The organism is Polyangium mundeleinium, from assembly GCF_028369105.1.
Taxonomy (GTDB): domain Bacteria; phylum Myxococcota_A; class Polyangia; order Polyangiales; family Polyangiaceae; genus Polyangium; species Polyangium mundeleinium.
On record NZ_JAQNDO010000001.1, the window covers coordinates 7097292 to 7123475 of the forward strand.

At 69.5% G+C, this 26184-nt stretch carries 18 protein-coding genes and 2 tRNA genes; 11 read left to right on the forward strand and 9 right to left on the reverse strand.

Annotated elements, in window-relative coordinates:
* Positions 1–169: 169 nt before the first annotated feature.
* Positions 170–3799: a DNA polymerase III subunit alpha gene (dnaE, locus tag POL67_RS28090; RefSeq protein ID WP_271922508.1), complete on the forward strand. Its 3630-nt coding sequence runs from the start codon at positions 170–172 to the stop codon at positions 3797–3799.
* Here the strand turns inward: dnaE and POL67_RS28095 are convergent.
* Positions 3796–4734, reverse strand: coding sequence for an AAA family ATPase (locus POL67_RS28095; RefSeq protein WP_271922510.1), 939 nt, complete (start codon positions 4732–4734; stop codon positions 3796–3798). The two genes, dnaE and POL67_RS28095, sit on opposite strands and share 4 nt — an antisense overlap.
* A 76-nt stretch (positions 4735–4810) precedes the next feature.
* Between POL67_RS28095 and POL67_RS28100 the strand changes: the two genes are divergently transcribed.
* Positions 4811–6070 carry a DUF4388 domain-containing protein gene (locus tag POL67_RS28100; RefSeq protein WP_271922512.1) on the forward strand — a complete coding sequence of 420 codons (1260 nt, stop codon included), beginning with the start codon at positions 4811–4813 and terminating at the stop codon, positions 6068–6070.
* Here POL67_RS28100 and POL67_RS28105 read toward each other — a convergent pair.
* Positions 6067–7575: a sigma-54-dependent transcriptional regulator gene (locus tag POL67_RS28105; protein ID WP_271922514.1), complete on the reverse strand. Its 1509-nt coding sequence runs from the start codon at positions 7573–7575 to the stop codon at positions 6067–6069. The genes POL67_RS28100 and POL67_RS28105 overlap by 4 nt on opposite strands.
* Before the next feature lie 79 nt (positions 7576–7654).
* On the opposite strand from POL67_RS28105, the gene POL67_RS28110 reads away from it, so the two are divergent.
* The 6 genes from POL67_RS28110 (at position 7655) to POL67_RS28135 (ending at position 15569) form a co-directional block, all read left to right on the forward strand.
* Positions 7655–8509, forward strand: a complete 855-nt coding sequence (locus tag POL67_RS28110) for an outer membrane protein assembly factor BamD (protein ID WP_271922516.1) — start codon at positions 7655–7657, stop codon at positions 8507–8509.
* A 5-nt stretch (positions 8510–8514) separates the two neighbouring features.
* Positions 8515–8847, forward strand: coding sequence for a hypothetical protein (locus POL67_RS28115; RefSeq protein ID WP_271922519.1), 333 nt, complete (start codon positions 8515–8517; stop codon positions 8845–8847).
* Positions 8848–8935: 88 nt separating this feature from the next.
* A complete protein-coding gene (gene greA, locus POL67_RS28120) occupies positions 8936–9412 on the forward strand; it encodes a transcription elongation factor GreA (protein WP_271922520.1) in 477 nt (158 codons plus the stop codon).
* Positions 9409–12750: a sulfatase-like hydrolase/transferase gene (locus tag POL67_RS28125; protein WP_271922522.1), complete on the forward strand. Its 3342-nt coding sequence runs from the start codon at positions 9409–9411 to the stop codon at positions 12748–12750. Before greA ends, POL67_RS28125 begins: the two co-directional genes overlap by 4 nt.
* Positions 12751–12873: 123 nt before the next feature.
* The gene (locus POL67_RS28130; protein ID WP_271922524.1) at positions 12874–14193 is read left to right on the forward strand and encodes a tetratricopeptide repeat protein; all 1320 of its coding nucleotides are present in this window, start codon (positions 12874–12876) and stop codon (positions 14191–14193) included.
* Complete coding sequence (locus POL67_RS28135) at positions 14190–15569, forward strand: outer membrane protein assembly factor BamB family protein (RefSeq protein WP_271922526.1); 1380 nt, start codon at positions 14190–14192, stop codon at positions 15567–15569. The genes POL67_RS28130 and POL67_RS28135 overlap by 4 nt, the downstream gene beginning before the upstream one ends.
* 452 nt (positions 15570–16021) lie before the next feature.
* Here POL67_RS28135 and POL67_RS28140 read toward each other — a convergent pair whose 3' ends face one another.
* Together POL67_RS28140 and POL67_RS28145 are read right to left on the reverse strand one after the other, a co-directional pair.
* A complete protein-coding gene (locus POL67_RS28140) occupies positions 16022–16570 on the reverse strand; it encodes a GNAT family N-acetyltransferase (RefSeq protein ID WP_271922528.1) in 549 nt (182 codons plus the stop codon).
* A 21-nt stretch (positions 16571–16591) separates the two neighbouring features.
* A complete protein-coding gene (locus POL67_RS28145) occupies positions 16592–18211 on the reverse strand; it encodes a hypothetical protein (RefSeq protein ID WP_271922530.1) in 1620 nt (539 codons plus the stop codon).
* A gap of 290 nt (positions 18212–18501) precedes the next feature.
* On the opposite strand from POL67_RS28145, the gene POL67_RS28150 reads away from it, so the two are divergent.
* On the forward strand, positions 18502–20283 hold the full coding sequence (locus tag POL67_RS28150) for a serine/threonine protein kinase (protein WP_271922532.1): 1782 nt from the start codon (positions 18502–18504) through the stop codon (positions 20281–20283).
* 32 nt (positions 20284–20315) lie between these two features.
* Here the strand turns inward: POL67_RS28150 and POL67_RS28155 are convergent, their stop codons facing one another.
* The 4 genes from POL67_RS28155 to POL67_RS28170 all read right to left on the reverse strand — a co-directional run bounded on the left by POL67_RS28155 (position 20316) and on the right by POL67_RS28170 (position 24705).
* Positions 20316–21089, reverse strand: coding sequence for a hypothetical protein (locus POL67_RS28155; protein ID WP_271922534.1), 774 nt, complete (start codon positions 21087–21089; stop codon positions 20316–20318).
* 123 nt (positions 21090–21212) lie between these two features.
* The gene (locus POL67_RS28160) at positions 21213–22340 is read right to left on the reverse strand and encodes a carboxylate-amine ligase (RefSeq protein ID WP_271922536.1); all 1128 of its coding nucleotides are present in this window, start codon (positions 22338–22340) and stop codon (positions 21213–21215) included.
* The gene (locus tag POL67_RS28165) at positions 22337–23728 is read right to left on the reverse strand and encodes a hypothetical protein (protein ID WP_271922538.1); all 1392 of its coding nucleotides are present in this window, start codon (positions 23726–23728) and stop codon (positions 22337–22339) included. Before POL67_RS28165 ends, POL67_RS28160 begins: the two co-directional genes overlap by 4 nt.
* Positions 23725–24705: an ATP-grasp domain-containing protein gene (locus tag POL67_RS28170; RefSeq protein WP_136929672.1), complete on the reverse strand. Its 981-nt coding sequence runs from the start codon at positions 24703–24705 to the stop codon at positions 23725–23727. The genes POL67_RS28165 and POL67_RS28170 overlap by 4 nt, the downstream gene beginning before the upstream one ends.
* Before the next feature lie 184 nt (positions 24706–24889).
* On the opposite strand from POL67_RS28170, the gene POL67_RS28175 reads away from it, so the two are divergent.
* Both POL67_RS28175 and POL67_RS28180 read left to right on the forward strand, forming a co-directional pair.
* Positions 24890–24961, forward strand: a tRNA-Val gene (locus POL67_RS28175).
* 137 nt (positions 24962–25098) lie between these two features.
* A tRNA-Asp gene (locus tag POL67_RS28180) sits at positions 25099–25172 on the forward strand.
* Positions 25173–25278: 106 nt separating this feature from the next.
* On the opposite strand, the gene POL67_RS28185 is transcribed toward POL67_RS28180, so the two are convergent.
* Entirely contained in the window at positions 25279–26106 is an 828-nt protein-coding gene (locus tag POL67_RS28185; RefSeq protein WP_271922541.1) for a hypothetical protein, read from the reverse strand.
* Positions 26107–26184 lie beyond the last annotated feature (78 nt).

Consider the following 26184-nt stretch of genomic DNA (forward strand, 5'->3'; position numbering starts at 1 on the left):
CACAAGAGCGTCACAGGGCGCGGCGCTTCGCACACGACCAGAGTGCAGCCGTACGATGCAGCTTCACGAGTGACGCTAAGCATCACGAACACGCGCCTCGTTTGATGACGCGCGCCTATCCTGAAGCGAGCTCGCCCGAGCAGCTAGAAACGCCGAGGCAAGATCGATCGTGGCAGCCGAGTTCGTTCATCTCCACGTCCACTCGCAGTACTCGCTGCTCGACGGGGCCCTCAAGATCAAGGACCTCGTCGGCAAGACGAAGGCGCTCGGCATGCGCGCCGTGGCGTTGACCGATCACGGCAACATGTTCGGCGCGATCCAGCTCTACAAGGCGTGCAAGGACGCCCAGGTAGGCGCTATCCTCGGCTGCGAGGTGAACGTCGCGCGACCGCGCACCGCGCGAAACGACGTGCCGAGCGGCAAGACGGACGACGCGCCGGTCGATCACCTGGTGCTGCTCGCGTCGAACCTCGAGGGCTACAAGAGCCTCGTTCGAATCGTGTCCGAGGGCCACGTGACGCCCATGAGCGGCGCCGCGCCGAGCGTATCGCTCGACTTCATCGCGCAGAACAGCAAGGGCCTGATCGGCCTCTCCGGCTGCATGGGCGGCGTGCTCGCGCAGCGCGTGCTCGAGGAGGGCGAGGACGAAGGGCGCGCGGCGATGGATCGGCTCGTCGAGGCGTTCGAGCCGGGCAGCCTGTACGTGGAGCTGCAGGATCACGGGCTCGTCGAGCAGCCGGTGCTGAACGGGATCCTCACGCGCCTCGCGAAGGATCGCGGCCTGCCGATCGTGGCGACGAACGACGCGCACTTCGGCAGCCGCGACGACGGCGAGGGGCACCTCTACCTGTCGTGTATCGCGGCGAACCGCTCGTACGCGGACGCTTTCGAAGCGCATCACCAGAGCTTCGAGATGTTCCTCAAGTCGCCGGACGAGATGGCGCACGTCTTCCGCGACCACCCGGAAGCCATCAAGAGCACGCTGGAGATCGCCGAGCGATGCGCGGGGCTCAAGCTGAAGCTCGGCCAGCCGATGCTGCCGACGTTCGCACTGCCGGAGGGGTTCGATACGAACTCGTACTTCCGGCACGTCTCGCACGAGGGGCTGACGAAGCGCTTCGAGGAGTTCCGCCGCGGGGGTAAGACCGTCGACCAGGAGGCGTACCGCAAGCGCCTCGACATGGAGCTCGACGTCATCATCGGGATGAAGTTCCCCGGCTACTTCCTGATCGTCTGGGACTTCATCCGGCAGGCGAAGGAGATGGGGATCCCGGTGGGCCCGGGCCGCGGCTCCGGCGCGGGCTCGCTCGTGGCGTACGCGCTGCGCATCACGGATCTCGATCCGATCCCGTACAACCTGCTCTTCGAGCGCTTCCTGAACCCGGAGCGCGTGAGCATGCCGGACTTCGACGTCGACTTCTGCATGGATCGGCGCGACGAGGTGATCCGGTACGTCGCCGAGAAGTACGGCAAGACGAGCGTCGGGCAGATCGCGACGTTCCACGAGCTCAAGGCGAAGAGCGTCATCAAGGACGTGGCCCGCGCGATGAGCTTCCCGCCCGCCGAGGCGCAGAAGATCGCGAACCTGATCCCGCAGAAGGGGCCGGGGCAGACGTACACGATCCCCGAGTCGATCGAGATTGAGCCGAAGCTCAAGGCGCACATGGAGAGTGATCCCTCGGTGCGCGAGCTGCTCACGCAGGCGCAGAAGCTCGAGGGGCTCACGCGGCACGCCGGCATGCACGCGGCCGGCATCGTGATCAGCGAGGGTCCGCTCTGGGACCACGTGCCGTGCTTCCGGAACGGCGAAGCGCTCGTCACGCAGTACTACAAGGACGACGTCGAGCAGGCGGGCCTCGTCAAGTTCGACTTCCTCGGCCTCAAGACGCTCACCGTGATCGACATCGCGGTGCGGCTCATCCGCGCGCGGCCCGATCAGAAGGGTAAGTCACCGGCCGAGGCGTTCGACATCAACGCGATTTCGCTCAGCGACGAGGAGACGTTCCACCTCCTGCAGTCGGGCGAAACGACGGGCGTGTTCCAGCTCGAATCGAGCGGCATGCAGCAGCTCTTCAAGGACCTGCGCCCGACCAACTTCGAAGACATCGTCGCCGCCGTCGCGCTCTACCGCCCCGGCCCGCTCGGCACGGGCATGGTGAAGGACTTCGTCGACTGCAAGCACGGGCGCAAGCCCATCGCGAAGATGCACGACCTCGTCGACGATCTGCTCAAGCCGACCTACGGCGTCATCGTCTACCAGGAGCAGGTCATGCAGATCGCGCAGATGCTCGCCGGCTACACGCTCGGCGGCGCCGACCTGCTCCGCCGCGCGATGGGCAAGAAGAAGCCCGAGGAGATGGCCAAGCAGAAGTCCATCTTCGTCGAGGGATCCTTGAAGAACGGCGTGTCCGCCGAGGACGCCGACCGCATCTTCGGTCTGCTGGAGTTCTTCGCGGGGTACGGCTTCAACAAGAGCCACTCGGCCGCGTACGCGCTCATCACGTACCAGACGGCGTACCTCAAGCGGCATTATCCGGTGGAGTTCCTCTGCGCGCTGATGACCGCGGATCGCGACAAGATCGAGAAGGTCGTGCGGATCATCGCGGAAGGGCGCGCCTGGGGCGTCGACATTCTCCCGCCCGACATCAACGAGTCGAACATCGACTTCTCGGTCGTCTACAGCGAGCCGGGCAAGGCCACGAAAAAGGCCGGCCGGAAGGCGCCGAGCAAGATCAAGGACGCCGATCCCTACGATCCGAAGATCCGCTTCGGCCTCGGCGCGATCCGCGGCGTGGGCGAGTCGGCGCTGGAGGCGGTGCTCGAAGCACGCACGTCGGGCGGCGCGTTCGCCGATCTCTTCGACTTCGCCCAGCGCGTCGACGCGCGGCGCGTGAACAAGGGCGTGCTCGAGGCGCTCGTGCAATCGGGGGCGTTCGACGCGACGCTCCTTCCGCGCGGCGTCACGCGAGCCCGCGCGTTCGCCGCGCTCGATCAGGCGCTCGAACGCGCGAGGAGCGCGAGCAAGGATCGCGAGCGTGGTCAAGGTTCGCTGTTCAGCCTCTTCGCAAAGGCGGCCCCCGCGGCCGAGCAGAAGCTCGACGAGTACCCGCAGTGCGAGCCGTGGGATCTGCGCGAGATGCTGGTGCGCGAGAAGCAGTCGCTCGGCTTCTACGTCTCGGGGCATCCGCTCGAGCGGTACGGCACGGAGCTCAGTCGCTTCGACGTGATCGCGGCGAGCGCGCTTCCGCATAAGGATCCGTGGTCGAAGGTGCGCGTGGCCGGGATGGTCGAGGGATACCGCGAGCGCATCTTCAAGGGCGGCGGCGGCAAGGTCGCGTTTTTCCACCTCGAAGACACGAGCGGCCGCGTCGAGGTGAAGGTGCGCGACAAGCAGATCGAGACGTACGGCGCGATCCTGCAGGGAACCGACCCGGTCCTCGTCTCGGGCAAAGTGAGTTTTCCGCAGGTGGAGGAAGGCGCCGAGGACGAGCAAGCGGCGCCGCGAGAGCCGACGTTGATGCTCGACGAGGTCGTGCCGCTCGCGGACGCGATCCGCGCGGAGACGAAGAGCGTGCGCATCCGCGTACAAGCCCGGAAGGCGACGCGGGATCACATCGGCAAGCTACGGGACGTCCTGGCGTCGAGCCGCGGTGTCTGCCCGGTGCACCTCTTGATCCAGCTCGACGACGGCGCCGAGGCGGTGCTCGCGCTCGGGCGTGATCTCACGGTGACGCCGAGCGACGAGATGCTCGCGCGCCTGGAAAAACTCTTCGGCGAGAAGGTCGCGGAGCTGCGCTAACCCGACGCCGCCGTGGCCTTCACCATCGTGTCGAGGCGCGGCTCGACCGCGGCCTTGTCTTCCTGGTGCTTGAGCAAGAGGCCGAGCGTGTCGCGCGCGAGGTCCGGCTCGAGCTTGCTCTTGCCGAGCAGGACGAGCGCGCGCGCCCAGTCGAGCGTCTCGCTCACGGCGGGCGCCTTGCGTAGATCCATCTTGCGGAGCTCGCCGATGAACGCGACGAGGTGCGCGGCGAGCGTGTGATCGATGCCGGGGACGACGAGCTCCAGGATGGCGAGCTCGCGCGAGGAGGACGGGTAATCGAGGAAGGCGTGCAGGCATCGCCTACGGAGCGCCTCGGTCATCTCGCGGGTGGCGTTCGTCGTCAGGAGCACGAGCGGAGGGTGCTTGGCGCGGAAGGTGCCGAGCTCAGGGATGGTGACCTGCAGCTCCGAGAGGATCTCAAGGAGAAACGCCTCGAACTCGGGATCGGCGCGATCGACCTCGTCAAGGAGCAGGACGACGGGAGCTTCGCTGCGGATCGCGGCGAGCAGGGGGCGGGAGAGGAGGAAGTGCTCGGTGAAGAACGAGGCCTCGCTGCTGGCCACGATCTGCGCGGCTCCGGCGATCGACGCGCCGTGCGTCTCCGCGGCGATCGCGTCGCGGAGGAGCTGCGTGTAGAGCATCTGCTTGGCGTAGTCCCACTCGTAGAGGGCTTTGGCCTCGTCGAGGCCCTCGTAACACTGCAACCGGACGAGCGGACGGCCGAGCGCCTGGGCGGCGGCGCGGGCGAGGTCGGTCTTGCCGACCCCCGCGGGCCCTTCGAGCATGAGCGGGCGCCCCATGCGGAGGGCGAGCCAGAGGGAGAGGGCCGTGGCCGGGTCGCAGAGGTAGCGCGCCGCGCCAAGGGCAGCCGAGAGCGCCTGGGGAGAGGCGATCGGGTCGGGGGAGGCGGTCACGGGGAGCACGGTAGCATGGCCATCCCCGCGGAATGCCGGGGCATGTCCCGCTCGTGTCCTGCTATAAACCGAGCAGATGGGCGAGGACGGCCACGATCTCGTGCGCGTGGACGGCACGGGTACGGCGCACCCAGTCGGCAAGCTGGCAAGCCAGCGAATGCGCGCGCGACAAGGCGCGTTCCGACTGATGCCGGCGCCTGCGCACGTGGTCGTGATGCGACGCGCGGAAGGGGTCGAGGCCGGGAGCTTGCGGCTCTGCGGCGAGATCACGAGCGCGAGCGCGCTTTGCGACATCGTGTCGATGATCGGCCAGAGCGCGTGGACCGGCGAGCTCGCGATCTACGACGGCGCGACGAACCGAAGCGTCTTCTTCGAGCACGGCGCGGTGGTGGGCGCGCTGTCGAGCGCCGAAGGCGAGCGGCTCGGCGAGATGCTCTACCGCTACGGCGCGCTCTCGCTGGAGCAGCTGCAAGAGGTGGCGAGGGCCGTGACGGGCGACGTGCGCTTCGGCGAGATGGCGGTGCGCATGGGGCACATCTCGCGCGAGATGTTGTTCCAGCTCATGGGCCGGCAGGTCGAGGAGATCGTCTACGCGGTGATGCGTGCCGAGAGCGGGATGTTCTACTTCCTCGATCGTTTCGACGAGGCGCGGCTGACGTCGCGGCAGAACCTGCCCGTGAGCGGCCTCTTGATGGAAGCGGTGCGGCGCATGGACGAGATGCGCTACTTCCGCGAGCGCATTCCCTCCGCCGAACACGTGCCGGATCGCGTGCCGGATCGGCCTCCGCCGACCGAAGGCGACGTCGTGCAGATCTACGCGGCGATCGACGGGGTGCGATCCGTGGCCGACATCTGCCGCGCGGTGGGGCAGGGGGAGTTCGAGGTCACGCGGCAGATCTTCCAGCTCGTGCAAGGAGGCTGCGTGACGGTGCGCGCGCCGCGGCCCACGGGGCCAGCCGCGATCGTGGCGCTCTTCAACGAGGCGATGTCGATGGTGATGCGTGAGGTCGACGCCGTGAAGCGAGGCGACGAGGTCCGGCAGCACCTCGCCTCGTTCGCGACAGGCGCGGGCATCTACGACGCGCTCTTCATGCGCGCCGGGCCCAAGCCGGACGGCACGCTCGACGACGGGCAGATCATCGAGAACGTGGCGATGCTCGTCGGCCCGGATCAAGCCGAGGCGATGCTGGCGCAGTGGCTCTACGACTACGTGTCGTTCGCGATCTTCATCGCGGAACCGGTGCTGCGCGAGGTGTCGACGCGCAGCGGGGCAGGGGCGCCGCTGCTCGCGAAGAGCGTGGCCGACATCATCGCGCCGCTCGCGCCCTCCCACTAACCCCGACGAATGTCGTACGCGCGGATCTTCTTGTGCAGGTTCGTGCGCTCGACGCCGAGGACGATCGCGGCGCGCGAGATGTTCCAGTCGAGGCTCTGCAGGACTTCGATGATGTAGCGGCGCTCCGCCTGATCGCGGAACTCGCGCAGCGTGAGCCTGCGGCCGCCTTCGGTGCGCGGGATGGCCTCGATCGAAGGCGGGAGCGGGCCCGGCGGCGTGCGCATGGGCTCGCTCGCGTCTGGCGCCTCGGGCGCTTGGAGGTCGTCGTCGAAGGGGCTCGCGTGGGGATCTTCGGGCAGGTCGGCGATCGTGACGGTGTCGCCGGAGAGGATCGCTGCGCGCTCGATGACGTTCTTCAGCTCGCGCACGTTGCCCGGAAAGCTGCGGCGTTCGAGCGCGACGTGGACGGCCGGATCCATGCGCTTCGTCTTGAGCCCGTTCTCCTTGCAGAACGATGCCATGAAAGCGTCGGCGAGCGGGCGGATGTCCTCCATGCGCTCACGTAGCGAGGGCACGCGGATGGGGAAGACCGCGAGGCGGAAGAAGAGATCTTCCCGGAAACGGCCAGCGGAGACCTCACGGCTGAGGTCCTTGTTCGTCGCCGCGAGCACGCGTACGTCGACCTGCAGGGTCCGCTCGCTGCCGAGCCGGCTGATCTCGCCGGATTGAAGCGCGCGCAGCACCTTCGCCTGCGCCGAGGGCTCCATGTCGCCGATCTCGTCGAGGAACAACGTGCCGCCATGCGCTTGCTCGAAGAAGCCACGCTTGCGGGACTGGGCGCCCGTGAAGGCGCCGCGCTCGTGGCCGAAGAGCTCGCTCTCGATGAGCTCGCGCGGGATCGCCGCGCAGTTCACCTTGACGAACGGACCCGCGATGCGCGGCGAGAGACGGTGGATGGCGCGGCTCACGAGCTCCTTGCCCGTGCCGCTCTCGCCCGTAATGAGCACGCTCGCCTTCGTCGGCGCGACGCGATCGATCTCCTTGTAGAGCTTCTGCATGACCGGCGCGCGGCCGATCATCTCGTAGCGCGCGAGCAGCTCCGCCTCGAGATCCCGCACCTTGCGCGCGAGCTCCGACGAGTAGAGCGCGTTCTTCACGCTGACGAGCACGCGCTCGCGGCTCACGGGTTTTTCGAAGAAGTCGCCCGCGCCGAGCTTGATGGCCTTCACCGCGTCGTGGACCGTCGCGTGGCCGCTGATCGCGACGACCGGCAAGCTGCGCGTGGCTTCGTCGCGGCGGATGCGCTCGAGCAGCTCGAGCCCGCCCATGCCGGGGAGCAAGAGGTCGATGATCGCGAGGTCGACGGGCCTGCCGCCGTTGGCGAGGATCTCGAGCGCTTGTTCGCCGCTCTCGGCCTCGATGACCTCGTAACCTTCGCCGCGCAGGACGAGATCCAGGGTGCGACGGATGTTGCGCTCGTCATCGACGACGAGGACCGTGGGGGCGACGGCGGCCCCCAGGGCCTCGCCGGGGGCCGCCTGGGGCGTTACGAACGAGCTTTCCATGCCGCACGTATCCATACCTGCCTCCCGTCGGGGCAGGAAGCACTGGCGCGCCGGCCGAGGAACGGCTACGGAGCGCGGGATGGGCAAGGTCTGCGGTTCGACGTCTTCGAGGCCCTCGGCGCGGTTCGCCCGAGCGCTCGGCTTCGTCGTGCCCCTTCTTCTCCTCGCGGCCGCGGGCTGCGATCTCCAGGTCGGCGACGGGCGCAAGGCGACCCTCACCTACACGGACGACGCGCGCGCCGCCTACGAGGAGGCGATGCGCTCGTACCGCAGCAAGTCCTGGGAAGACGCGCGCGCCCTGTTCGCCGAGGTGCGCAAGCTCTTCCCGTACAGCCGGTACGCGACGCTCGCGGAGCTGCGCATCGCCGACGTCGAGTTCGAGCAGGAGAAATACGCGGACGCCGTCTCGGCCTACCGCGAGTTCATCCAGAACCACCGCACGGATCGCGACGTCGAGTACGCGCGCTACCGCATCGCGAAATCGCTCTTCCGCGACATCGACGACACGTTCCTCCTTCCGCCGCAGGAAGAGCGTGATCAAGGCACGGCGCTCGAAGCCTACCGCGAGCTCGGCGCGTTCCTGCGCGACAACCCGCGGAGCCGCTACTCGGAGGACGTGCGCAAGATGCACCAGGCCGTGCAGGGCCGGCTCATGCGGCACGAGCTCTACGTGGCGCGCTTTTACCTGCGGCAGGACATCTACCCGGCGACGATCGCGCGGATCGATCACGCGCTGAAGCTTTTCCCCGGTTCGGCGCTCGAACCCGAAGCGCTCGTGCTCAAGGGCGAGACGCTGATGCGGATGGACAAACTCGACGACGCGCGCGCCGTCTTCCAGAAGGTGCTCGACGAGTACGGCGGGCCCTTCGCCGTGACGGCGAAGCGGTTCCTCTCGGAGCTCGACGCGCAAAAAGCGGGCAAGCAGGGAACCTAGTTCGGATGGACGCGTCGCAGAGACGCCCCACGGCGGGCGTGCGGTACGCGCTCGCGCGCGGCGAGGGCGAGGAGGAAGGGGCGGGCGTGACCTACCGCGGGTTCGCGCACTTGCCCGACGTGGACCTGCCGCTCGAAATCCGCGTCGAGCCAACAAGCGAGGGCGGCGCGGAAGGCCGAGCGAACGTGGCGGCGCGGATCGAGGGCGCAGCCGTTGGGGTGGACGTCGCGGGCCTGGAGAAAGCGGGCGCGGCGCTGGTCAAGGCGGCCCTGCGCGCGGCGCGTGACGCCGGCAGGCCGATGCCGCGGCGGATCGTACGCTGGCGCGGCCCGAGCTGACGGGGTGGGCGCGGCGTTGGCGTGAACATGCTAAAGGGGATCGAAGGTTCGGCTCGGCGTGTCCGAGCGTCGTTTTCGAGGTGTTGCGATGTCTGAAAAGGTGCCCATGACGCCCGAAGGGCAAGCTCGGCTGCGCGAGGAGCTCGAGCGGCTCAAGAAGATCGAGCTCCCGCAGGTGGTCAAGGACATCAGCGTGGCCCGTGATCACGGCGATCTGTCGGAGAACGCCGAGTACCACGCCGCGAAGGAGCGTCAGGGGCTCATCGTCGCGCGGATCACGTTCATCGAGCAAACGCTGAGCCGCGCGGAGGTCATCGACCCGAGCAAGCTGAGCGGCAGCAAGATCCAGTTCGGCGCCCGCGTGAAGCTCATGAACGTCGATTCGGACGAGGAAGTCGTCTACCAGATCGTCGGCCCCGAAGAAGCGGACATCAAGCAGAACCGCATCTCGGTGTCCTCCCCGCTCGCGCGCGGGCTCATCGGCCGCGAGGTCGGCGAGGAGGTCCGCGTCGTCATGCCGGCCGGGCCGCGCACCTACGAGATCCTCGAGATCATCTACGCATGACGAACCGCGGCGGGGAGGGCGCACACGTCCCGCCCGCCGCGCCTCGACCGAGCCGCGCAAAGGGTCGGCTCGCGGTCTCGGCGCCCAAGCCGGACCGGGACGGCACGAGCGTGGTGCGGACGCGCGCGCGGACGCGGGATCTTCCGCTCGGATGGCGGATCGCCGACGGCTATCTCGCGATCGGCGTGTTCCTGCTGATCGAGCTCGTCGTCATCGGCGTCGTCTTCCGGCGTGAGCTCGTCGGGCTGCACGAGCTCACGCTCGCGCTCGGAAAACTGTGGCCGATCGCGTTCGCGGCGGCCGCGCCGGTCGCGGCGATCGGCGGGGTCGTCGTCGAGCTCGCGCGCCATGCAGAAGGACGCTGGGGCAGGGGCGGTTTCGCGCTCGCCGCGGCAGGTTTTGCCGGTGCCGTGGCGTTTGGCGTGTCCACGGGGCGCCTCCTGTCCGGGTCTCTCCGCGCGCCGTTCGTGGGGATCGTCGCGGCCGTCGCGTTCGCCGGCGTGTTCGTGATCGGGCCGGTCGTGGCGCGGGCGCTCGCGCCGAAGCCGCGACGCACGTTTGGCCTGGGCGTCTTTCTCGGCGTGATCGCGCTGCTTGTCGTGATCGAGCTCGTCAACCTGCTGGTCCTGCCGCGCCTTTATCCGGCGTTCCACCGTGGCCTCGCGCTCCTCGCGCTCCTCGTCGCGCCGTTCGCCACCGTCGCGTGGGACGCGCCGCGACGAACGCGACCAGGAAGCACGGACGATCCGGAAGGGCCGATCGCGCCCGTCGGCATGAAGCTCGCTCGCGCGGCGCTCGCGCTCGGCTTGTTCGCTTTGTCCGCGGCGGCATCGCCCTCGGCGGCGGAGCGGCTCGCGCCCGCGGACAACGTGCGGCTCGTGTACCTGACGCGCGCGCCGGTGCTCGCGAACGCCGTGGAGATCGCGGCCGCGCTCTCGCCGCCGCCGCCGCTCGACGACGCGCCGCTCGTCATGAATGAGGGGCAGGCGGGGCACGCGGTGGATCTCGCGGGCCGCGACATCGTGCTCGTCACGATCGACGCGCTGCGCGCCGATCACGTCGGCGCCTACGGGTATGGGCGCAAGACCACGCCGACGATCGACGCGCTCGCGGCCGAGGGTGTGGTCTTCGAACGGGCCTACACGCCGACGCCGCACACCTCGTACGCCGTCACCTCGCTGATGACGGGCAAGTACATCCGCCCGCTCGTGTTGCAAGGACTCGGCGGCGACTCCGAGACGTGGGCCGGGCAGATCCGCCGTTACGGCTACAAGACCGCGGCCTTCTTCCCGCCGGCGGTCTTTTTCATCGACGCCGAGCGCTTCGGCTCGATCCGCGAGCGTGGACTCGACTTCGAGTACCGCAAGGTCGAGTTCGCGAGCGCCGAGCGCCGCGCCAAGCAGGTCGAGTCGTACCTCGACGGCGTCGACAAGAACGCCCGCGTCTTCATGTGGGTACACCTCTTCGAGCCGCACGAGCCTTACGAGACGCACCCCGAGCACGACTTCGGCGATCGCGACATCGATCGCTATGACGCGGAGATCGCCGCGGCGGACGCGGGCCTCGGCTCGATCCTCGCCACAGTACGCGCGCGTCGGCCGGGCGCGGTGGTGATCGTGAGCGCCGATCACGGCGAGGAGTTCCAGGATCACGGCGGCCGGTACCACGGCACCACGGTCTACGAGGAGCAGGTCCGCGTGCCGCTCGTGGTGCATGCGCCGGGGCTCTTCGCGCCGCGGCGCGTGTCCGCTCCGGTGCAGCTCGTCGATCTGCTGCCGACGGTGCTCTCGGGGCTCGACATCCCGCGGCCGGCACGCGTGCGCGGCGCGGATCTCGGGCGCGCGCTCGTGGGGACGGCCACGAGCCCGGAGGACGCTCGCGGCTTCGCGTTCGCCGAGACGGAGACGATGACCATGCTGGCGCGTGGGCCCCTCCGGCTCGTTTGTGCTCGAAGGATCGGCGCGTGCGCGCTCTACGACGTGGAGCGGGATCCGACCCAGACGCGGGATCTCTCGGGCGCGCGCGCCGCTGACATGGCTGACATGCGCACCGAGCTCCGCGGCGTGGAGGCCTCGCACGGGCGGTACGAGATCGCGGGGTTGCGCAGCGAGGGCAAGGGCTGGCCCGAGGCGCTCCGGCGCGGGATCGCGGGGGATGCGGACGCGGCGCTCGACGTGGCCGCGCTGCTCGACGACGCAGACGTGCTCATCCGGCGCAAGGCCGCCGAGGTTCTGTTTGATCTCCAACGGCCCGAGGTCTCGCCGACGATGCGGCTCGCGCTCGTGCGGGACGAGGACGACGAAGTGCGGCGCTGGTCGGCGCTCACGCTGACGAGGCTCGGCGAGGGAGCGCCGCGCACGCGCGAGCTGCTCGAAGATCGGGATCCCCGGTGGCGGCGCCTCGCGGCGCTCGCGCTCGCCGAGGGCGGAGACGGCCGCGGGGAGGACGATCTCGTGGCGTGGTTCCGCGAGGCGTACGGCAAGCGCGCGCAGAAGCGCGAGGTCATCCCGTTCGAACGGGCGAAGGAGATCGTCGCAGCGCTCGCGAAGATCCGCGCCAAGTCCGCGCTGCCCACGCTCATCACGGCGCTTGACGACGTCCGCCTGCGGCCACACGTGGCCGAGGCGCTCGCTGCGATCGGCCAGGACGCGGCCCGCCCCGCGCTCGCCGAGCACCTCGCGACCGAACGCTACCAGCACGCGCGTGTCGCGCTCTCCGAAGCGCTCGTCACGCTCGGCGCCGGCCCCGAGCTCCGCGCCCCGCTCATCCGGCTGCTCGGCGTGCCCGACCCGCTGCCGAACGGCCTGCGGATCGCGCTTCAAGCGGACGTGCTCGAGCTCGTCGGCGGCCCGCGGGATCGCGATTTGGAGAAACTCCGGCGGTTCGCACGGAGCGGCGTCGCGGTCGGCATGGTCGTGCCGAAGTCCGACGGCGGCGGCGATGCGCTGCGCGTCCTCTGCCGCGTGCGTTCAAACGACGACCGGCCCGGCGAGATCCGCTTCGGCGTGGGGACGCGCCGCCTCGTGAGCAGCGGCGATCGCGAGACGGGCGGCCTCGTTCCCAAGCGCGCGCCCGAGCTCGATGCGCGCACCGCGGCGACGCTCTACGTCCCGCCGGGCGACAAGCCGCAAGAGGTCTTCGCGCCGCTGCCCGCGGCGGTGAAGGTGCGCCCCGGTCAGCACGGCGAGTTCGTCGTCTACGCGACGCAAAACGTGGAGCTCTCGGCCTGCGCGGTCGTCCCGCTCGTCGCCGAGCTGCCTCCGCCGCCGCCCGAGCCGTGGACGCCCGAAGAGGGCGGGGAAGGCTCGTCCGACGGGGATCCTCCGCGAAATCCGTGACTTTTGTCACGAACGGGCAGGGGACGGAGGCGCCGAGCGTGGCCCCCGGACGACCGCGGAAGTCCCGCGGAAACCGCGATGAGGCCGATTGACGCCGGGGGCGGCGCGGCTAGAGTCCCGGGCGTGTCGCGAGAGGACAAGCAGTCGGAAGAGGGCCGCGCGAAGCGCGAGGACGAGGACGCGCGCGAGGCGGAGACCTCGGGTGACGACGAGCCGTCGAAGGCTCATGCGTCGGAGTCCGAGGACGAAGCCGCGCAGCGTGTCGCCGCCGCGCTCGGCGTCGCGGGGGAAGAGGACGCCTCGATCGAAGGCGGCGACGCGGCCGCGGAGCCCGACGAGGGCGAGAAGGAAGAAGAGGAGGCCGCGAAGCCGAACCGCGCGGCGCGCAGGCGGGAAGATGCGCTCGCGCGACGCAAAAAGCGCGTCGGCGGTGCGACAGCCGCGGAGGACGACGCGGCGCTGCCTCGCGACAAGAACGCGCGCGCCAAGGAGCTCCTGAAGCGGCGCCGCGAGCAGGCGGACGCGGCCGAGCGCCGCCCGGTCGCAAGCTCGCTCGACGCGGGCGAGATGGTCGACGACGCGCTCGCGCGGAGCGCCTCGGCCGTCACGAAGTGGCTCAAGACGAACGTCGGCGTCCTCCAGTGGGTGGTCCTCGCGGCGATCGTCGGCGCGGGCGGATATGCCTTCTGGTCGTCGCGCTCCGACAAGAAGCTCGGGGATGCCTCGTCGGATCTCTTCACAGGCGTGGCTGCGAACCGCGGCCTCGTGATGGAAGAGGACAAACGCCCCGACGATCAGAAAGAGATCGATCCGACGCGCGTCTTCAAGAACGAAGCCGACAAGACGCAGGCCGCGCTCGACGCGTACGGCAAGGTCATCGACAAGCACGCCGGCACGGGCGCGGCGCTGCTCGCGCGGCTCGGCCAGGGCGGCACGTACCTCGAAAAACGCGACTGGGACAAGGCGATCGAGGCCTACTCGTCCGTGCTCTCGTCGCCGCTCGCGGCCGCGGATCCGGACGTGAAGGGTCGCGCCACCGAAGGCATCGGGTACGCCAAGGAGGGCAAGGGCGATCTCGACGGCGCGATGGCGAGCTTCAAGGAGCTCGCGGGCATCGACGTCAAGGGATACAAGGACCTCGCGACCTACCACGAGGCACGTGTCCTCTTCGCCAAGGGCAACAAGGACAAGGCGAAGGAGGTCCTGAAGCCGCTCGACGAGAAGCTCGCGCTCCCGAGCAAGGAGCCCGAGCCGCTCGAGTACCTCAAGGGCGCGGTGCACGATCTCATGGTCCAGATCGATCCGGCCGCCGCAGCCGCGCAGCAGCCGGTGTTCGGGGGCGGCGCGCCTGGGGCTTTGCCCGCCGACATCCAGGAGAAAGCGCGGCGCATGGTCGAGGAGGCCCAAAAGAAGGCGGCCCAGCAGCAGGGCGGGACGCCGTGATCGAAGGACGCGTGAGGGCTCCCGTCGCGATCTCGCGTGGCGTTCTCGCGGCCGCCGCGGCCCTCGCGCTCCCGCTCTTCGGCTGCGAGAGCCTGAGCATCCCGGCGACGCCGCAGGTCCCGACGTGGCTGCACCACCCGGGCGGCACGCTCTCGATCACGTACCGAAGGCCGCTGACGGCCGAGTCGCGCCAGCAAGCCGAGGTCTACGAGCGCGGCCAGCCTGCGATCGACGTCGCCGGTCGGCGCGTCTTCGTCCCGTCGAGCGACAACGGCCTTTACGCGCTCCGCGTCGAGGACGGCTCGACGATCTGGCGCTTCGAGACCATGGGGCCGGTGCAGAGTGAGCCACTCTTCGACGCCGTCGAGGACGTCGTCTACTTCGGCTCGAACGACGGCGCGGTCTACAAGGTGAACGCGACGAACGGCCGCATGCTCTGGCGGTTCGCAACGAACGCCGAGGTGGGCCGGAAGCCGGTGCTGCGGAACGGCGTGCTCTACATCACCAACGCCAACGACACGTTGATCGCGATGAACGCCGCGACCGGGGCGCTCAAGTGGCACCAGCATCGGACGCCGGCGTTCGGCATGGAGTCCGCCGGTTACGCGGGGCCGGCGCTCGGGCGAGACAAGGTCTACACGGCGTACTCGGACGGCGTGGTGCTCGCGTACGACCTCGAAGACGGCTCGGAGCAGTGGCCGGCCGTGGATCTTGCGGCCGAGGCGGAGCAGCAGACCGGCGGTGATACGCCGCGTTATCTGGACGTGGACACGACACCGTTGGTGGCGCGGATCACCTCGGGTGAGGTCGTGTTCGTGGGCAGCTACGCGGGCGGCGTGTACGCGCTCGACGCGGAGAACGGCACGCGGGCGTGGGTGAACGAGAAGGCCGTCGGGGTGACGGAGCTCGTTTTGTGGGAGCAGCCGGCGCACGCGCCGCGAACGGGGCCGCTTGTCAACGCTCGGGGGCTGGGCTCGGATGAGCCGAGCTCCGCCCCCAAACCCCCGTCGGTCCCGGGGCAGCGCATCCTGTTCGCTGCAAGCGGGATCACTGGGCTTTGGGCGCTCGATCCGAACGACGGGCGGACGCTCTGGCGTCGGAACCTGCCGGAGGGCGGGATCACGGCGCCGGTCCCGGTGGCGGGCGCGCTGCTCGTGGGGACGACGCGGTACGGCTTGTTCCTGTTTTCGCCCGTGACGGGTGGGCTCATCGACGGGATCCTGCCGGGCGGCAGCTTCGCGATGACGCCGGCCGCGTTCGGGGTGCGGGCGTTCGTGGTGGGCAACGGGGGTTCGTTCCTCAGCGTGCTCGTCACGCCGCCGGCGCCGGCGCCGGCCGACACGACGATGAGCTGGCTCGGCGGCAAGGGCGGCTGACGAGACCGGGGCGGAGGGGCGTTCGGGAGGACGCCGCCGTCCGCGTGTAGAACGGCGGTGACGGAAGCCGTCGGCCGGGGCGACCGGCCGCGAGGCCGAGGTGCGCGCGCGTCGCGCAGCCGTCGTGTGTCCGGACGAACCCAAGGAACGCCTGGATTCAGGCCGGTTTACGGCTCGGATCCCCCTCCTCCGGGCTCGTTTAAATTTCGCATAAGATACATTATGTCAACTCGCGCGATCCGCCTCAGGGCGGATGTGGATGCGGCGCCAGACCTGGCGACGGAGATGCCCCCGGACCCGACGCAGACCAACCCGGCCCCCGGCCGAGCTCCCCGAGCTCGACCCCGATCCCGGTCCATCGGCCTCGCCCGGAAGACACACGTCTCCCTCGGCGCGCCCCGCGCATCCCGCCCGCCCCTCGCGCTCCGCCGCCCCGACCTACCGGCCGGACGTCACTGCGCCCGGAACGACCTCCAGATCAGGACTTCGCCAGGCCTCGTCAGCGGACGCCCGCCCAAACGCTCCTCGCGCCACCCGAGCACCTTCCGCGACGCCTGGTCCCCGAGCTGCGTGAAGCCGTGGTGCGTGTAGAACCCCTGCGCCCACGTGGCCTTTTCGAACATCCTCGCGATTGCGTCATTCAGCCCACAACCGAGCGCGTCCTCCTCGAACTTCTGGAGCAGCTGCGTCCCCACGCCGAAGCGCTGGAACTGCGGGTGCACCGAGAGCTCTTCCAGGTACGCGACGCCCGGCGACTCGTCCCGCCACGCGAGGTAGCCGGCGACCTCGTGATCGGCCTCGGCCACGAAGACGTTGTGATGCCGCGGCAGATGCGCGATGTCGTTCCAGGTTCGCGGCGGCACCTCGGCCGCGTCGAAGCCGAGGTCGTGGTACATCGCCGTGCACGCCTTTTCGAGCGCCACGAGATCGCTGACTTGCGTCTCCTGGAGCTTCGTGATGCGGATGCGTTGCGGCCTCACTCGATCCGATGCGTCCGTCATGGGTGATCCCCTTCCGAGCTTCTAGAGGCCCACGAGGCGGCCGATCACGGCGGCGTCCTCGTCTCCGGCGGGAACGAGCAAGGCCACGGCCGTGCCGGGCGGCGGGCTCTGGCCCGGCGCGAGCGGGACGACCCGAATTTCCCCTTCCCGGCCGACCACGGCGACCCGAACCGCGACGACCAGAGCCACACGAGGAGCCATCGGCGCGGCCGCGACCGGCGCAGGTGCAGCGGCGGGCGCGGGCGCAGGTGCGGCAGCCGGGCTCGGCACGTTGGCGGGAGCCACGGGGCGTACCGGCGCGGGGCCGACGGGAACGACGCGGGCCGGCGCAGGCGTGACCGCAGCGATGGGCGCAGGCGCGGCGGGTGCGACTGGAGCAGCCACCGGCGCAGGCGCAGGCGCAGGCGCGGCGACGACGGCGGGCGCAGGCGCAGCGACGGGCGCAGGCGCAGCGACGACGGGCTCCTGCGCGGGCGTCACCGGGATGCGACCGAGATCCTTGCCGGAGAGCACGTTCGTCTCGCCGTCGAGGTCATCGACCGGAATGTCGAACAGGTCGTTATGCGCCTGCGAGGCCGTGATCTCTTCCTCGGGGGGCGGCGGCGGCGGCGCGACGGGCGGCGCCGAGGGGGCGAAGTCGCCCCAGGCCTGGTCAATCACGGTCGTCTTCGGGGTCGGGCGTTTCGGCGCGGCCGCGGCGGGCGCGGGAGCTGCGGCCCCAGCCGGCGGCGCTTGGGGCGCGCCCGGCGCGCGGGGGTCGGGACGCGCGGCCGCAGGATTCACCGCGGCCATGGCGGCGGCACTCTTCCGAGCGCCGGTGCGCGACGGAAGCCGCTTGCGGGGCCCCGGCGCTCCGGGAGCCCTGCCCGGCTGCGCGGGCGCCTCGGCGGGCGCAGGCGTGGCAGCGACCGGCGTGGCGGGCGCAGGCGTGGCAGCGACCGGCGCGGCAGGCGCAGCACGCGGCACCGTGCCGACCGGGAGCACGGCAGGCCCCACGCCACCCGTATTCGGTCGCACGTGGCTCTGCGGGCCGACCGACGGAGGCGTCGGCGTGGCGGCCGGCGGCACCACAGGACGCGCGCCCCGCGGCAAGGGCGGAGGCGGCGGCGCGCCCCGCGTCACGGGGGCCGGCGTGGCCGGTGCTTGCGTGACGGGCGGCTGGGTCACGAGCGGGGCGCGCGGCGCAGGCGCGGACACGGGCACCGCACGCCCGGGCGGGAGCGGCGGCGGGACCGAGCGACTCGGCGGCGGCGGCGGCGTCGAGCGGAGCGGCGCAGGCGCGGACGCGGCCTGGGGGGCCGACTCGGGCGCGGGTGCAGCTTGCGGAACGGGCGGTGGCGCGGCTTGTGGCGCGGGAGCCGGCGGTGGCGCGGCTTGTGGCGCGGGAGCCGGCGGCGGCGCGGCTTGTGGCGCCGACGCGGCAGCAGCGGCGAGCATGGGCGCGATGTCCGCGGCCGCCTTGAAGAGCTCGAGCGAACGCATGTCCTTGTCCGCGTCGGAGGCTTGCTCCGCGGCGCGCTTCAGCCAGCGCAGCGCTTCGGCTCGCTCCCCGCGGCCCCACAGCGCGGAGGCCGTCGACAGCGCCCAGTGGACATCCTCGTCGTCGTCGTCTTTCGGGGGCGGGATCGGGCTATCAACCATGGTCGTCGCGCTCGTTTGCCTCGCAGTTTGCCCATACCACGACTCTCCTCGCGCCGTCTCCCGCCGCGCACGGGCCCGCCCTGGCGTCTGCCCCCGCCCCTCCGGAAACCGCCCGAATTTTCCTCGCTCGCACCCCTCGCCTGTGCGGAAAACCCCTTCGCATGGCGATTCCGCTGCTTCTTCTTGAGCCGCAAGCGGCGATCGTGACACCCTCCCCTACGCGGTAGCCTTCGCTCCCCTTTTCCCTCGCGGTCCCGCTGCCGAGGACGCATCCCAGAGGATCCTCGTTCGTGCTTCATAACCGAGATCTCAAGCCCGGCGTCACGCTAGGACGCTACGAGATCCTCATGCCCGTGGCGCAGGGCGGGATGGCCGCCGTGTGGGCCGCTCGCATGGTCGGCTCGCGCGGCTTCCAGAAGATCGTCGCCATCAAGACGATGCTGCCGGGCCTCTCGGAAGATCCCGAGTTCGAGGCGATGTTCCTCGACGAGGCGCGGCTCGCGGCGCGCATCCGGCACCCGCACGTCGCCGAGATCCTCGACCTCGGCGACGAGAACGGCGTGCTCTACATCGTGATGGAGTGGATCAACGGAGAGTCGCTCTTCGTGATCAACCGCAATGCCAAGGATCAAGGCGGCTTTCCCCTCCCCTTGCTCCTGCGCATGCTCTCGAGCGCCTGCGCGGGCCTGCACGCCGCACACGAGATGCGCGACGACGAGGGCCGCCCGCTCGGCCTCGTGCACCGCGACGTGAACCCTGCGAACGTCATGGTCTCGTACGACGGGATCGTGAAGATCGTCGACTTCGGCGTCGCGAAGGCCACGGCGAGCGTCACCATCACGCGCGTGCCCGGCATGCTGAAGGGCAAAGCGCACTACATGTCGCCCGAGCAGATCCGCGGCGAGCGGCTCGATCGGCGCTCCGACCTCTTCTCGCTCGGGATCCTCATGTACGTGATGATCACTGGGCGTCACCCGTTCAAGGCGAGCACGGACAAGCAGACGATGGACAACATCGTCGGCACCGAGCCCGTCCCGATCCGCGATCTCGTCCCCTCGGTGCGCCCGGACCTCGAGGCCGTCGTGATGCGCGCGCTCGCGAAGCGCGTCGAGGATCGCTGGGTCGACTGCGCCGAGATGCAACGCGCGCTCGATCAGATCACGAACGCCATCGGCGCGGCCGTGACGGACGGCGACCTTTCTTCGTTTGTGCGCCAACTGATGGGCGAACGATCGTCGCAGCGCCGCGCGGAGATCGCCGCCGCGATCCAGGCTGCGGACGCGCGCGGGGTCGAAGCCGCGGAAGCGCCTGCATCGCGGAGGGCCGACGGGTCTATGTCACGTCGTCGCGGCGGCACGCCGTCGTCGCGTGGCGCTTCGCTCGAAGGCATCATCCCGATCGCGCTCGACGGCGGGGGTGCCGCGCCTCCGCCGCCTCCGGCGATCGTCGTCCCCAGCGTGCCGCCTCCCCCGCCATCTGCGCCGGCAGCGCTCGTCACGTCGAAGCGCAAGCCGTCCGTTTGGCCGTGGCTCGTGCTCGTGCTCGTCGGCGCGCTCGGCGGCGCGGGCGCGGCGCTTCGCATGGGCCATCTGCCCGCGGCCGAGCCGCTCGTCCCGCCGGCCCTTCGCTGGCTCCTGCCTCCGCCCAAGGCCGAGGCCACGCATGCCCCCACGCCTCCTCCGCCGCCTGCGAGCGTCGCGCCTGCGCCGAGCGCTGCACCTCCCGCGAGCGCCGCTCCTTCCGCGACCGCGCCGAGCGAGGACACACTCGCCCTCGATGCAAGCGCGCCGAGCGACGCGGGGACACCAGGCGACGCGGGCAGCGATGCAGGGACCGACGCAGGGACCGACGCAGGCGACGCGGGCTCCGACGTGCTCGACGGCGGCTTGCCCGACGGTGGCGGGTACAGGTTTCTCCCGCCGAACCCTGGCGGCGGCTGGAAGCGCATCGACGGCCTCTGGTATCCGCCCCCGTGGTGGAGGCCGCCGTCACGCCTGCCGGGCGGAGCCACCACGGCCGCGCCGACGGGCGGCGCGCCCAAGGTCGACACCAACGATCCGTACGGCGAGTAGCCCGCCGCCTCCGCGACGGGCCGAGCGCCTCCTCAGTACAGGCCAGTCTGCTCGGGCAAGCAGACGCCCATCGCGCACAGGAGCAGATCGATGTCCGCGCCCGCGCAGCTCACCTGGCGCGCGCAGTAGTCATCGTATGCACACAAACGATGGCAGGACTGATCCGATCCGAGCGCGCGCACGTTCATGAGGCAAGCCCAGCCGGACGTCAGCCACAGGCCCTCGGGCTTGTCGAAGAGGCAGACTTCCTTGCGCTCCTCGGAGTCGTAGACCTCGGCCGTGCAGGCGTCGCGCTCGATCTTCTCGCGCGACTTCCCCATCGTGTTGAGCATGTACGTGAAGTCGCAGGCGCCGGCCGAAGTCGTGTCGCGCGAGACGCGGTAGCGCAGCGACGGGATGTCGAGCGAGCGTTGACGCACGCCTCGGAGCATCGCGACGAACTGGTTGTTGCCGCCGTCTTCCTTCGGCCCCTCGCGCAGCGCCGCGAGGATCTGCTCGTTCTGCGCCTCGACGCCGGGGTCCTCTTTGTCCGAGTAGCCGAGCCGGACGTACTTCTCGGGCGTCTTCGTCGTGCACGGCTTGGCGTGCTCCCAAAGCTTCTCGCTCACGACGGGCGGGCGCTTCGTCCCCTCGCGCTTGCACACCCCGATCGCGCCCACGGGCACGGCGCCCGAAGCGCGATCGGTCGGCTGACCCGGCGGCTCCTGGATGAACTCCGTGGACGTGCAGCTCACCGCTCCCACGGACACCACGAGCCCCGTCACGGCGAGGGCGGCGACCCGATGCAACGCTCTCTTCGTTCCCACGAGCGCACGGTATCACCGCGGAGGGCCCGGACAGAAATCCTCGGTGACAAAAGGCGCCTGACCAAAGGCCAAGTAGCCGGATCTTTTTGATTTTTTGGCGCGGACGGGCGCGAGTGCGGGCGCTCAGGCACCCATCGCGGTCTGCTCGATCAGGTGATCGACGATCGCCTGCACGCTCTGCGTCTTCTGGAAGACGGCGAGCTGTTTGTCCGCGCTCGTCCCCTCCCGGAGGATGCCGCGGACGCGGTCGAGATCGGCCTCGGACTTGAAGATGGCCGCGGCCTCCTCGACGAAGTCGAGCAACTCGCCGATGAGCACGCGCACGGGCAGTTGCTCCTGCTTGCCGAAATCGATGAGCTGGCCGTCGATGCCGTAGCGCAGCGCGCGCCACTTGTTCTCCTCGATGAGCTCGCGCGCGTACTCGCGGAAGCCCATGTTCTTCCGGTAGAGCAGATAGAGCTTGCCCATGAGCGCCTGGATGAGCGCCGTCAGCGCGACGGTGTCGTCGATGCGCGTCGTCATGTCGCAGATGCGCACCTCGACCGTGTCGAAGAACGGATGGGCGCGGACGTCCCACCAGATCTTCTTCGCGTTGTCGATACAGCCCGTCTTCACGAGCAGATCGACGTACGACTGGAACTGCGCGTACGAGTCGAAGTGGCCCGGGATGCCCGTGCGCGGGAAGCGCTTGAAGATCTCGCTGCGGATGCTCTTCAGGCCCGTCGAGCGACCAAGCCAGAACGGCGAGCTCGTCGAGAGCGCGAGGAGGTGCGGCAGGAAGTAACGGACCTGGTTCGCGAGCGCCATCGCGACCTCCTTGTCCTTGATGCCGACGTGGACGTGGAGGCCGAAGATCAGGTTCGCGCGCGCGACGTCCTGCAGGTCCTCGACGATCACCTTGTAGCGCTCGCCGTCGGTGATCTCCTGCTTCTTCCAGTCGCTGAACGGGTGCGTGCCGGCCGCGACGATCCGGAGGCCGTGTTTGCCCGCGAGCGCACTGAGCTCCCCACGCAGTTCGCAGATTTCCTGGCGCGCCTGCCGGATGTCGCGGCAGATGCCCGTGCCCGTCTCGACGACGGACTGGTGCATCTCGGGCCGCACGCGCTCGCGCAGGACCGAGTGTTTCCCGCCCTCGAGGAGCTGACTCACGTACGAGCGGAGCTCGCGCGTCTCGGGGTGGACGATCTGAAACTCTTCCTCGATGCCGAGCGTGAATTGACCGTCGAGCAGACCCTGGACCGTGGTGCTCATGAATCTCCCTCGATGATGAACGTGGGGACCGTTCCCGCCCCCGCATGAACGTTACACATGTTCGTCGCGGATAACCTGCCCAGCATACCGCCGAGCTCGCCCCGAAACAGGATCGGATCGAGCTCGATGTGGCGCCGCGAGAAGTAGAGCTCGCCCGCCGCGCCGACCTCTGGGAACATCGCCGTCGGCAATGAAACGCGGAGCTGCAAAACGGACGGATCGATGAGCGCGAGCTTCAGCGCTCGCTCCCACACGCTGCTCTCCACGTTCGCGCCGATCACCACGCCGCGCCCGCCGACCTCGTCGTTCGGCTTGATCACGAGGCGCGCGCGGTTGTCACGAGCCCACGGGACGAGGTCGATCTCCTCGCCGTCCGGGCCTTCGGTCTTCATCTCCTCGACGTGCCTCGTCCACGGGATGAACTGGCGCACGGCGACGCTCTCGTCCTTCGTGTAGAGCGCCGTGACGCGCGGATCGAAGAGCAAGGCGAAGAGGACCTTCTTGTCGAGGAGCTTCGCGCGGAAGCTGTTCACGACGCACACGACGCGCGCCTTGTACGCCTCGATGAGCGGCCGCACCTCGTCCTCGCGGCCGAGCAGTTCGCTCGTGAGCACGCGGCGGTAGACGAGATCGATCTCCTCACCCTTCGCCGAGAGCTTGCCGTCGCGATACTCGAGCTCGCGTGGATCGACGAACCGCGCCGGGATGCCGTGCAGCCGGAAGCGCTCGCAGATCATGTCGAACTCGGTCCGCGTCGCGACCTCCTGCCAGTCGACGACGGCGACCTTCGGGACGTGCGTCCCGCCGAACTCGTGCCACGCGTCGAGGATCGATCCGACGAGGGAGTTGCCCGCGTAGACCGGCGTGATCGGCGAGACGCGCGCGAACTCGCGCATCGGCTGGAAGGCCTCGAAGAGCTCGGTGAGCCGGTCGGCGTAGCTCGGGCCGAAGGCGCCCTCGGCGTTGAGCTCGACGAACGAGAGCTCGGAGCCCGCAAGGATCGCGTCGAGGCGCGTGACGACGCCGACGGACTCGAAGGCCGGGTTGTAGGAGAAGAGCCGCCGCTCGCCGTCGGTCAGGCCCATGAGCTCGAGGAGCGTGGGCTCCGCGAGGATGAGGTCCTTGGCCTTGATGACGGCGCTGCGGAAGTGCCTGAGCGCCCCGAGGAGCAGGTTGTACTGGGCGCGGAGGACGAAGTTCGGGCGGAGGAACGTGCAGAGGGGACGACCGGCGAAGACGGCGCCTCGCGCCACCATACGCTCGAGCAGGGCGAGGTGATCCTCGCCCCCTCGATCCACGTAAGCCGTGAGCGCGTCGTGGTAGCGGTCGACGGCTGCGTCGAGCGCGGCGGTGAAGGGGTGCTTCGACGGCCGCTCGCAGAGGGTCACGTGCTTCTATCCCACCGGATGGGTTCGACTTCGGCCGCCATCTTGCTCCAGGCGTAACGGTCGCGGATCGTGCGGCCTTCCTTGGCGGCGCGGACGCAGAAGTCGACCATCCAGTCGGTGACCGTGTCGAAGAAGCGCTCGCCGAGATGCTCGATGTGCATGTCGGGCGCGGGGTTCGTGAAGTCGATCGCGTAAGGGACGCCGTCCTTGATGGCGAACTCGACCGAGTTCATGTCGTAGCCGAGCGCGTGGTTCAGGCGCAGCGCGTCGTTGACGATGCGGTCGTGCAGGTCCTGCGGCAGCCAGCGCTCCTGGTCGCGGAAGATGTAACGACCGCGGAGCCCGGTCGGGCCGATCTGCTTCGGGTCGTACTGGATCGTGAGGACACGCTCGCGGCCGATGCAGATACAGCGCGCGTAGTCGTCGAAGTCGATGAACTCCTGCAGCGTCATCACGTTGAGGTTCGAGTCGTTGTAGGCGCGGAGCAGATCCCCCGGCGTGCGCACGACCGTCACGTCCTTCCAGCCGCCGCCGTCGGCGGGCTTGAGGATCGCGGGGAACTTCACGTAGTCGACGATCGCCTCCCAGTTCAGCGGGAACTCGAGGTTGCGCAGCGAGCGGTTCTTGTCGATCGCGGGGATGTAGTCCTTCTGCGGGAGCATCACCGTGCGCGGCGTGGCGACGCCGAGGCGCGAGGCGAGCGAGTAGCCGAAGAACTTGTCGTCGGCGCTCCACCAGAGGGGGTCGTTGATGACGTACGCGCCGCCGAGCGCCGCGGCCTTGAGGTAGAAGCGGTAGTGCTTGACCTCCTGGCTGATGCGGTCGACGAGGACGCGGTACGGAGAGACGAAGCGCTCCGGCGTCCCTCCGATCTTCGCGAACTCCGCGTGGATGCCCGGGACCCGGTTGCACCGATCGATGAACGCCTGGGGGAAGGACTGCTCCCAGCCAGCGAGAATGCCGATCCGCTCCGTCATGCGACTCTCCGTTCCTCCTCGGGCCGCCCGAAGCGGCCAGGGCGCGCCTTCGATCGTGCGCCCGCGGCGTCGACTCTAGCCCGATTGTCCGGGCAGGCGGAAGTTTGCCGTGGCGGGATCCGCCCCAGAAAAAAATCTCTTGACGGAAAAGGGTCCCTGAGTAGACTCCGCGGCCTCTCCGTCAGGGCGGGTAGCTCAGCGGTAGAGCATTGGCCTTACAAGCCGATGGTCGCAGGTTCGAACCCTGTCCCGCCCACCCGACTCCCCATCGAAGTTGATGCGAGGTCGGAGGCGGAAAAAAAAGAAAACAGGGGCTTGCAAACGGGAAACAAGGTTGGTAAACACCGGCCCCGTCAGCGAGAACGAAACAGCGACGACGCAGTTCGCCACATTGGGGTGGTAGTTAAGTCGGTTATAACGCCGGCCTGTCACGCCGGAGGCCGCGGGTTCGAGTCCCGTCCACCCCGCCTCCCTGTATGCAGTATGTGAAACAGCCGATCCCGAAAGGGTTCGGCTGTTTTGCTTTTGTCTGCCCGCTCGGCGCTCCCCTGCCCCGCCCGATGCGCCGAGGTCTCAGGACTCGGAGACGGCGCCCGCCTTCGAGACGTTGAACGAGAACGACTTCGCGCTGCTCTTCAGCGTGACCTTGATGGTGTCCTCGTCGACACGCCCGAAGCTCATCTCGATCGAGCGCTCCTTGGGATCGGCGAGCCTGTAGGTCCCCGCCTGCGGCACGGGATCGACCCAGCGGAACTGCACGCCCTCGATCGCGAGATCCCACGTGCCGCCCTGCCCCGTCCACGCGCGCGCGCCGTCGACCTGAAAGCCCTCGGCGAGCCCGCCTTCGAGCGGCCGCTGCGTGCGATCGCCCGTGCCCTTGCCGGTCTTGCCGTCCGAGAGGCGTGTCCAGTCGAGCTCGTGCACGACGTGGCGGGTCTTGTCGCTCGCGCTCCACGTGACTTCGGCCGTACCGCTCACCTCAACGCGGCCGTTCGAAAGCTTGGTCCACGTATGGTTCACGACGACATCGCTCATGTCGTTCTTCGTGACTGTGATCTCGTGCGTGCCGCTGTACGTGTTGCCCTTGTAGGTGCAGCTCCCGGGGTTCTTGCCGTACTCGACGGTGAGCGTGGCGCCCGCGAGCGTGACGGCGGCGCACGGGAGCTGCGAGGTGACGAAGTCGCGGATCTCCTGCGCCGCGGCCTCAGCGGCCTGACCGATGGTGAAGTCGGTGGTGATCTCGATGCTGCCCGAGGTGACGTTCTCGGCGTCGCCCGAGACGCTGGCCTCTTGCACGGCTTGCAGCGCCTCGGCCGTCGTCATCTCCTCCTGCTTGCGGCAGGACGTGGTGGCGAGCGTGGCGGGGATCAACAGGGCGATGGCGAAAACGCGCGTGTGCATGCGGGTCCCTCCTCGATGGGATGTCCTGGTGCTTCGGACACGGGAGCCGCTGCACGGGTAAAAACGAGCGAGCGTTCG

Coding starts and splice junctions, on each gene's coding strand:
- POL67_RS28100 (WP_271922512.1), top strand. CDS start 4,811: ATGGGCGAGGACGGCCACGATCTCGTGCGCGTGGACGGCACGGGTACG.
- POL67_RS28105 (WP_271922514.1), bottom strand. CDS start 7,575: ATGGAAAGCTCGTTCGTAACGCCCCAGGCGGCCCCCGGCGAGGCCCTG.
- POL67_RS28110 (WP_271922516.1), top strand. CDS start 7,655: ATGGGCAAGGTCTGCGGTTCGACGTCTTCGAGGCCCTCGGCGCGGTTC.
- POL67_RS28115 (WP_271922519.1), top strand. CDS start 8,515: ATGGACGCGTCGCAGAGACGCCCCACGGCGGGCGTGCGGTACGCGCTC.
- greA (WP_271922520.1), top strand. CDS start 8,936: ATGTCTGAAAAGGTGCCCATGACGCCCGAAGGGCAAGCTCGGCTGCGC.
- POL67_RS28125 (WP_271922522.1), top strand. CDS start 9,409: ATGACGAACCGCGGCGGGGAGGGCGCACACGTCCCGCCCGCCGCGCCT.
- POL67_RS28140 (WP_271922528.1), bottom strand. CDS start 16,570: ATGACGGACGCATCGGATCGAGTGAGGCCGCAACGCATCCGCATCACG.
- POL67_RS28145 (WP_271922530.1), bottom strand. CDS start 18,211: ATGGTTGATAGCCCGATCCCGCCCCCGAAAGACGACGACGACGAGGAT.
- POL67_RS28160 (WP_271922536.1), bottom strand. CDS start 22,340: ATGAGCACCACGGTCCAGGGTCTGCTCGACGGTCAATTCACGCTCGGC.
- POL67_RS28170 (WP_136929672.1), bottom strand. CDS start 24,705: ATGACGGAGCGGATCGGCATTCTCGCTGGCTGGGAGCAGTCCTTCCCC.
- POL67_RS28185 (WP_271922541.1), bottom strand. CDS start 26,106: ATGCACACGCGCGTTTTCGCCATCGCCCTGTTGATCCCCGCCACGCTC.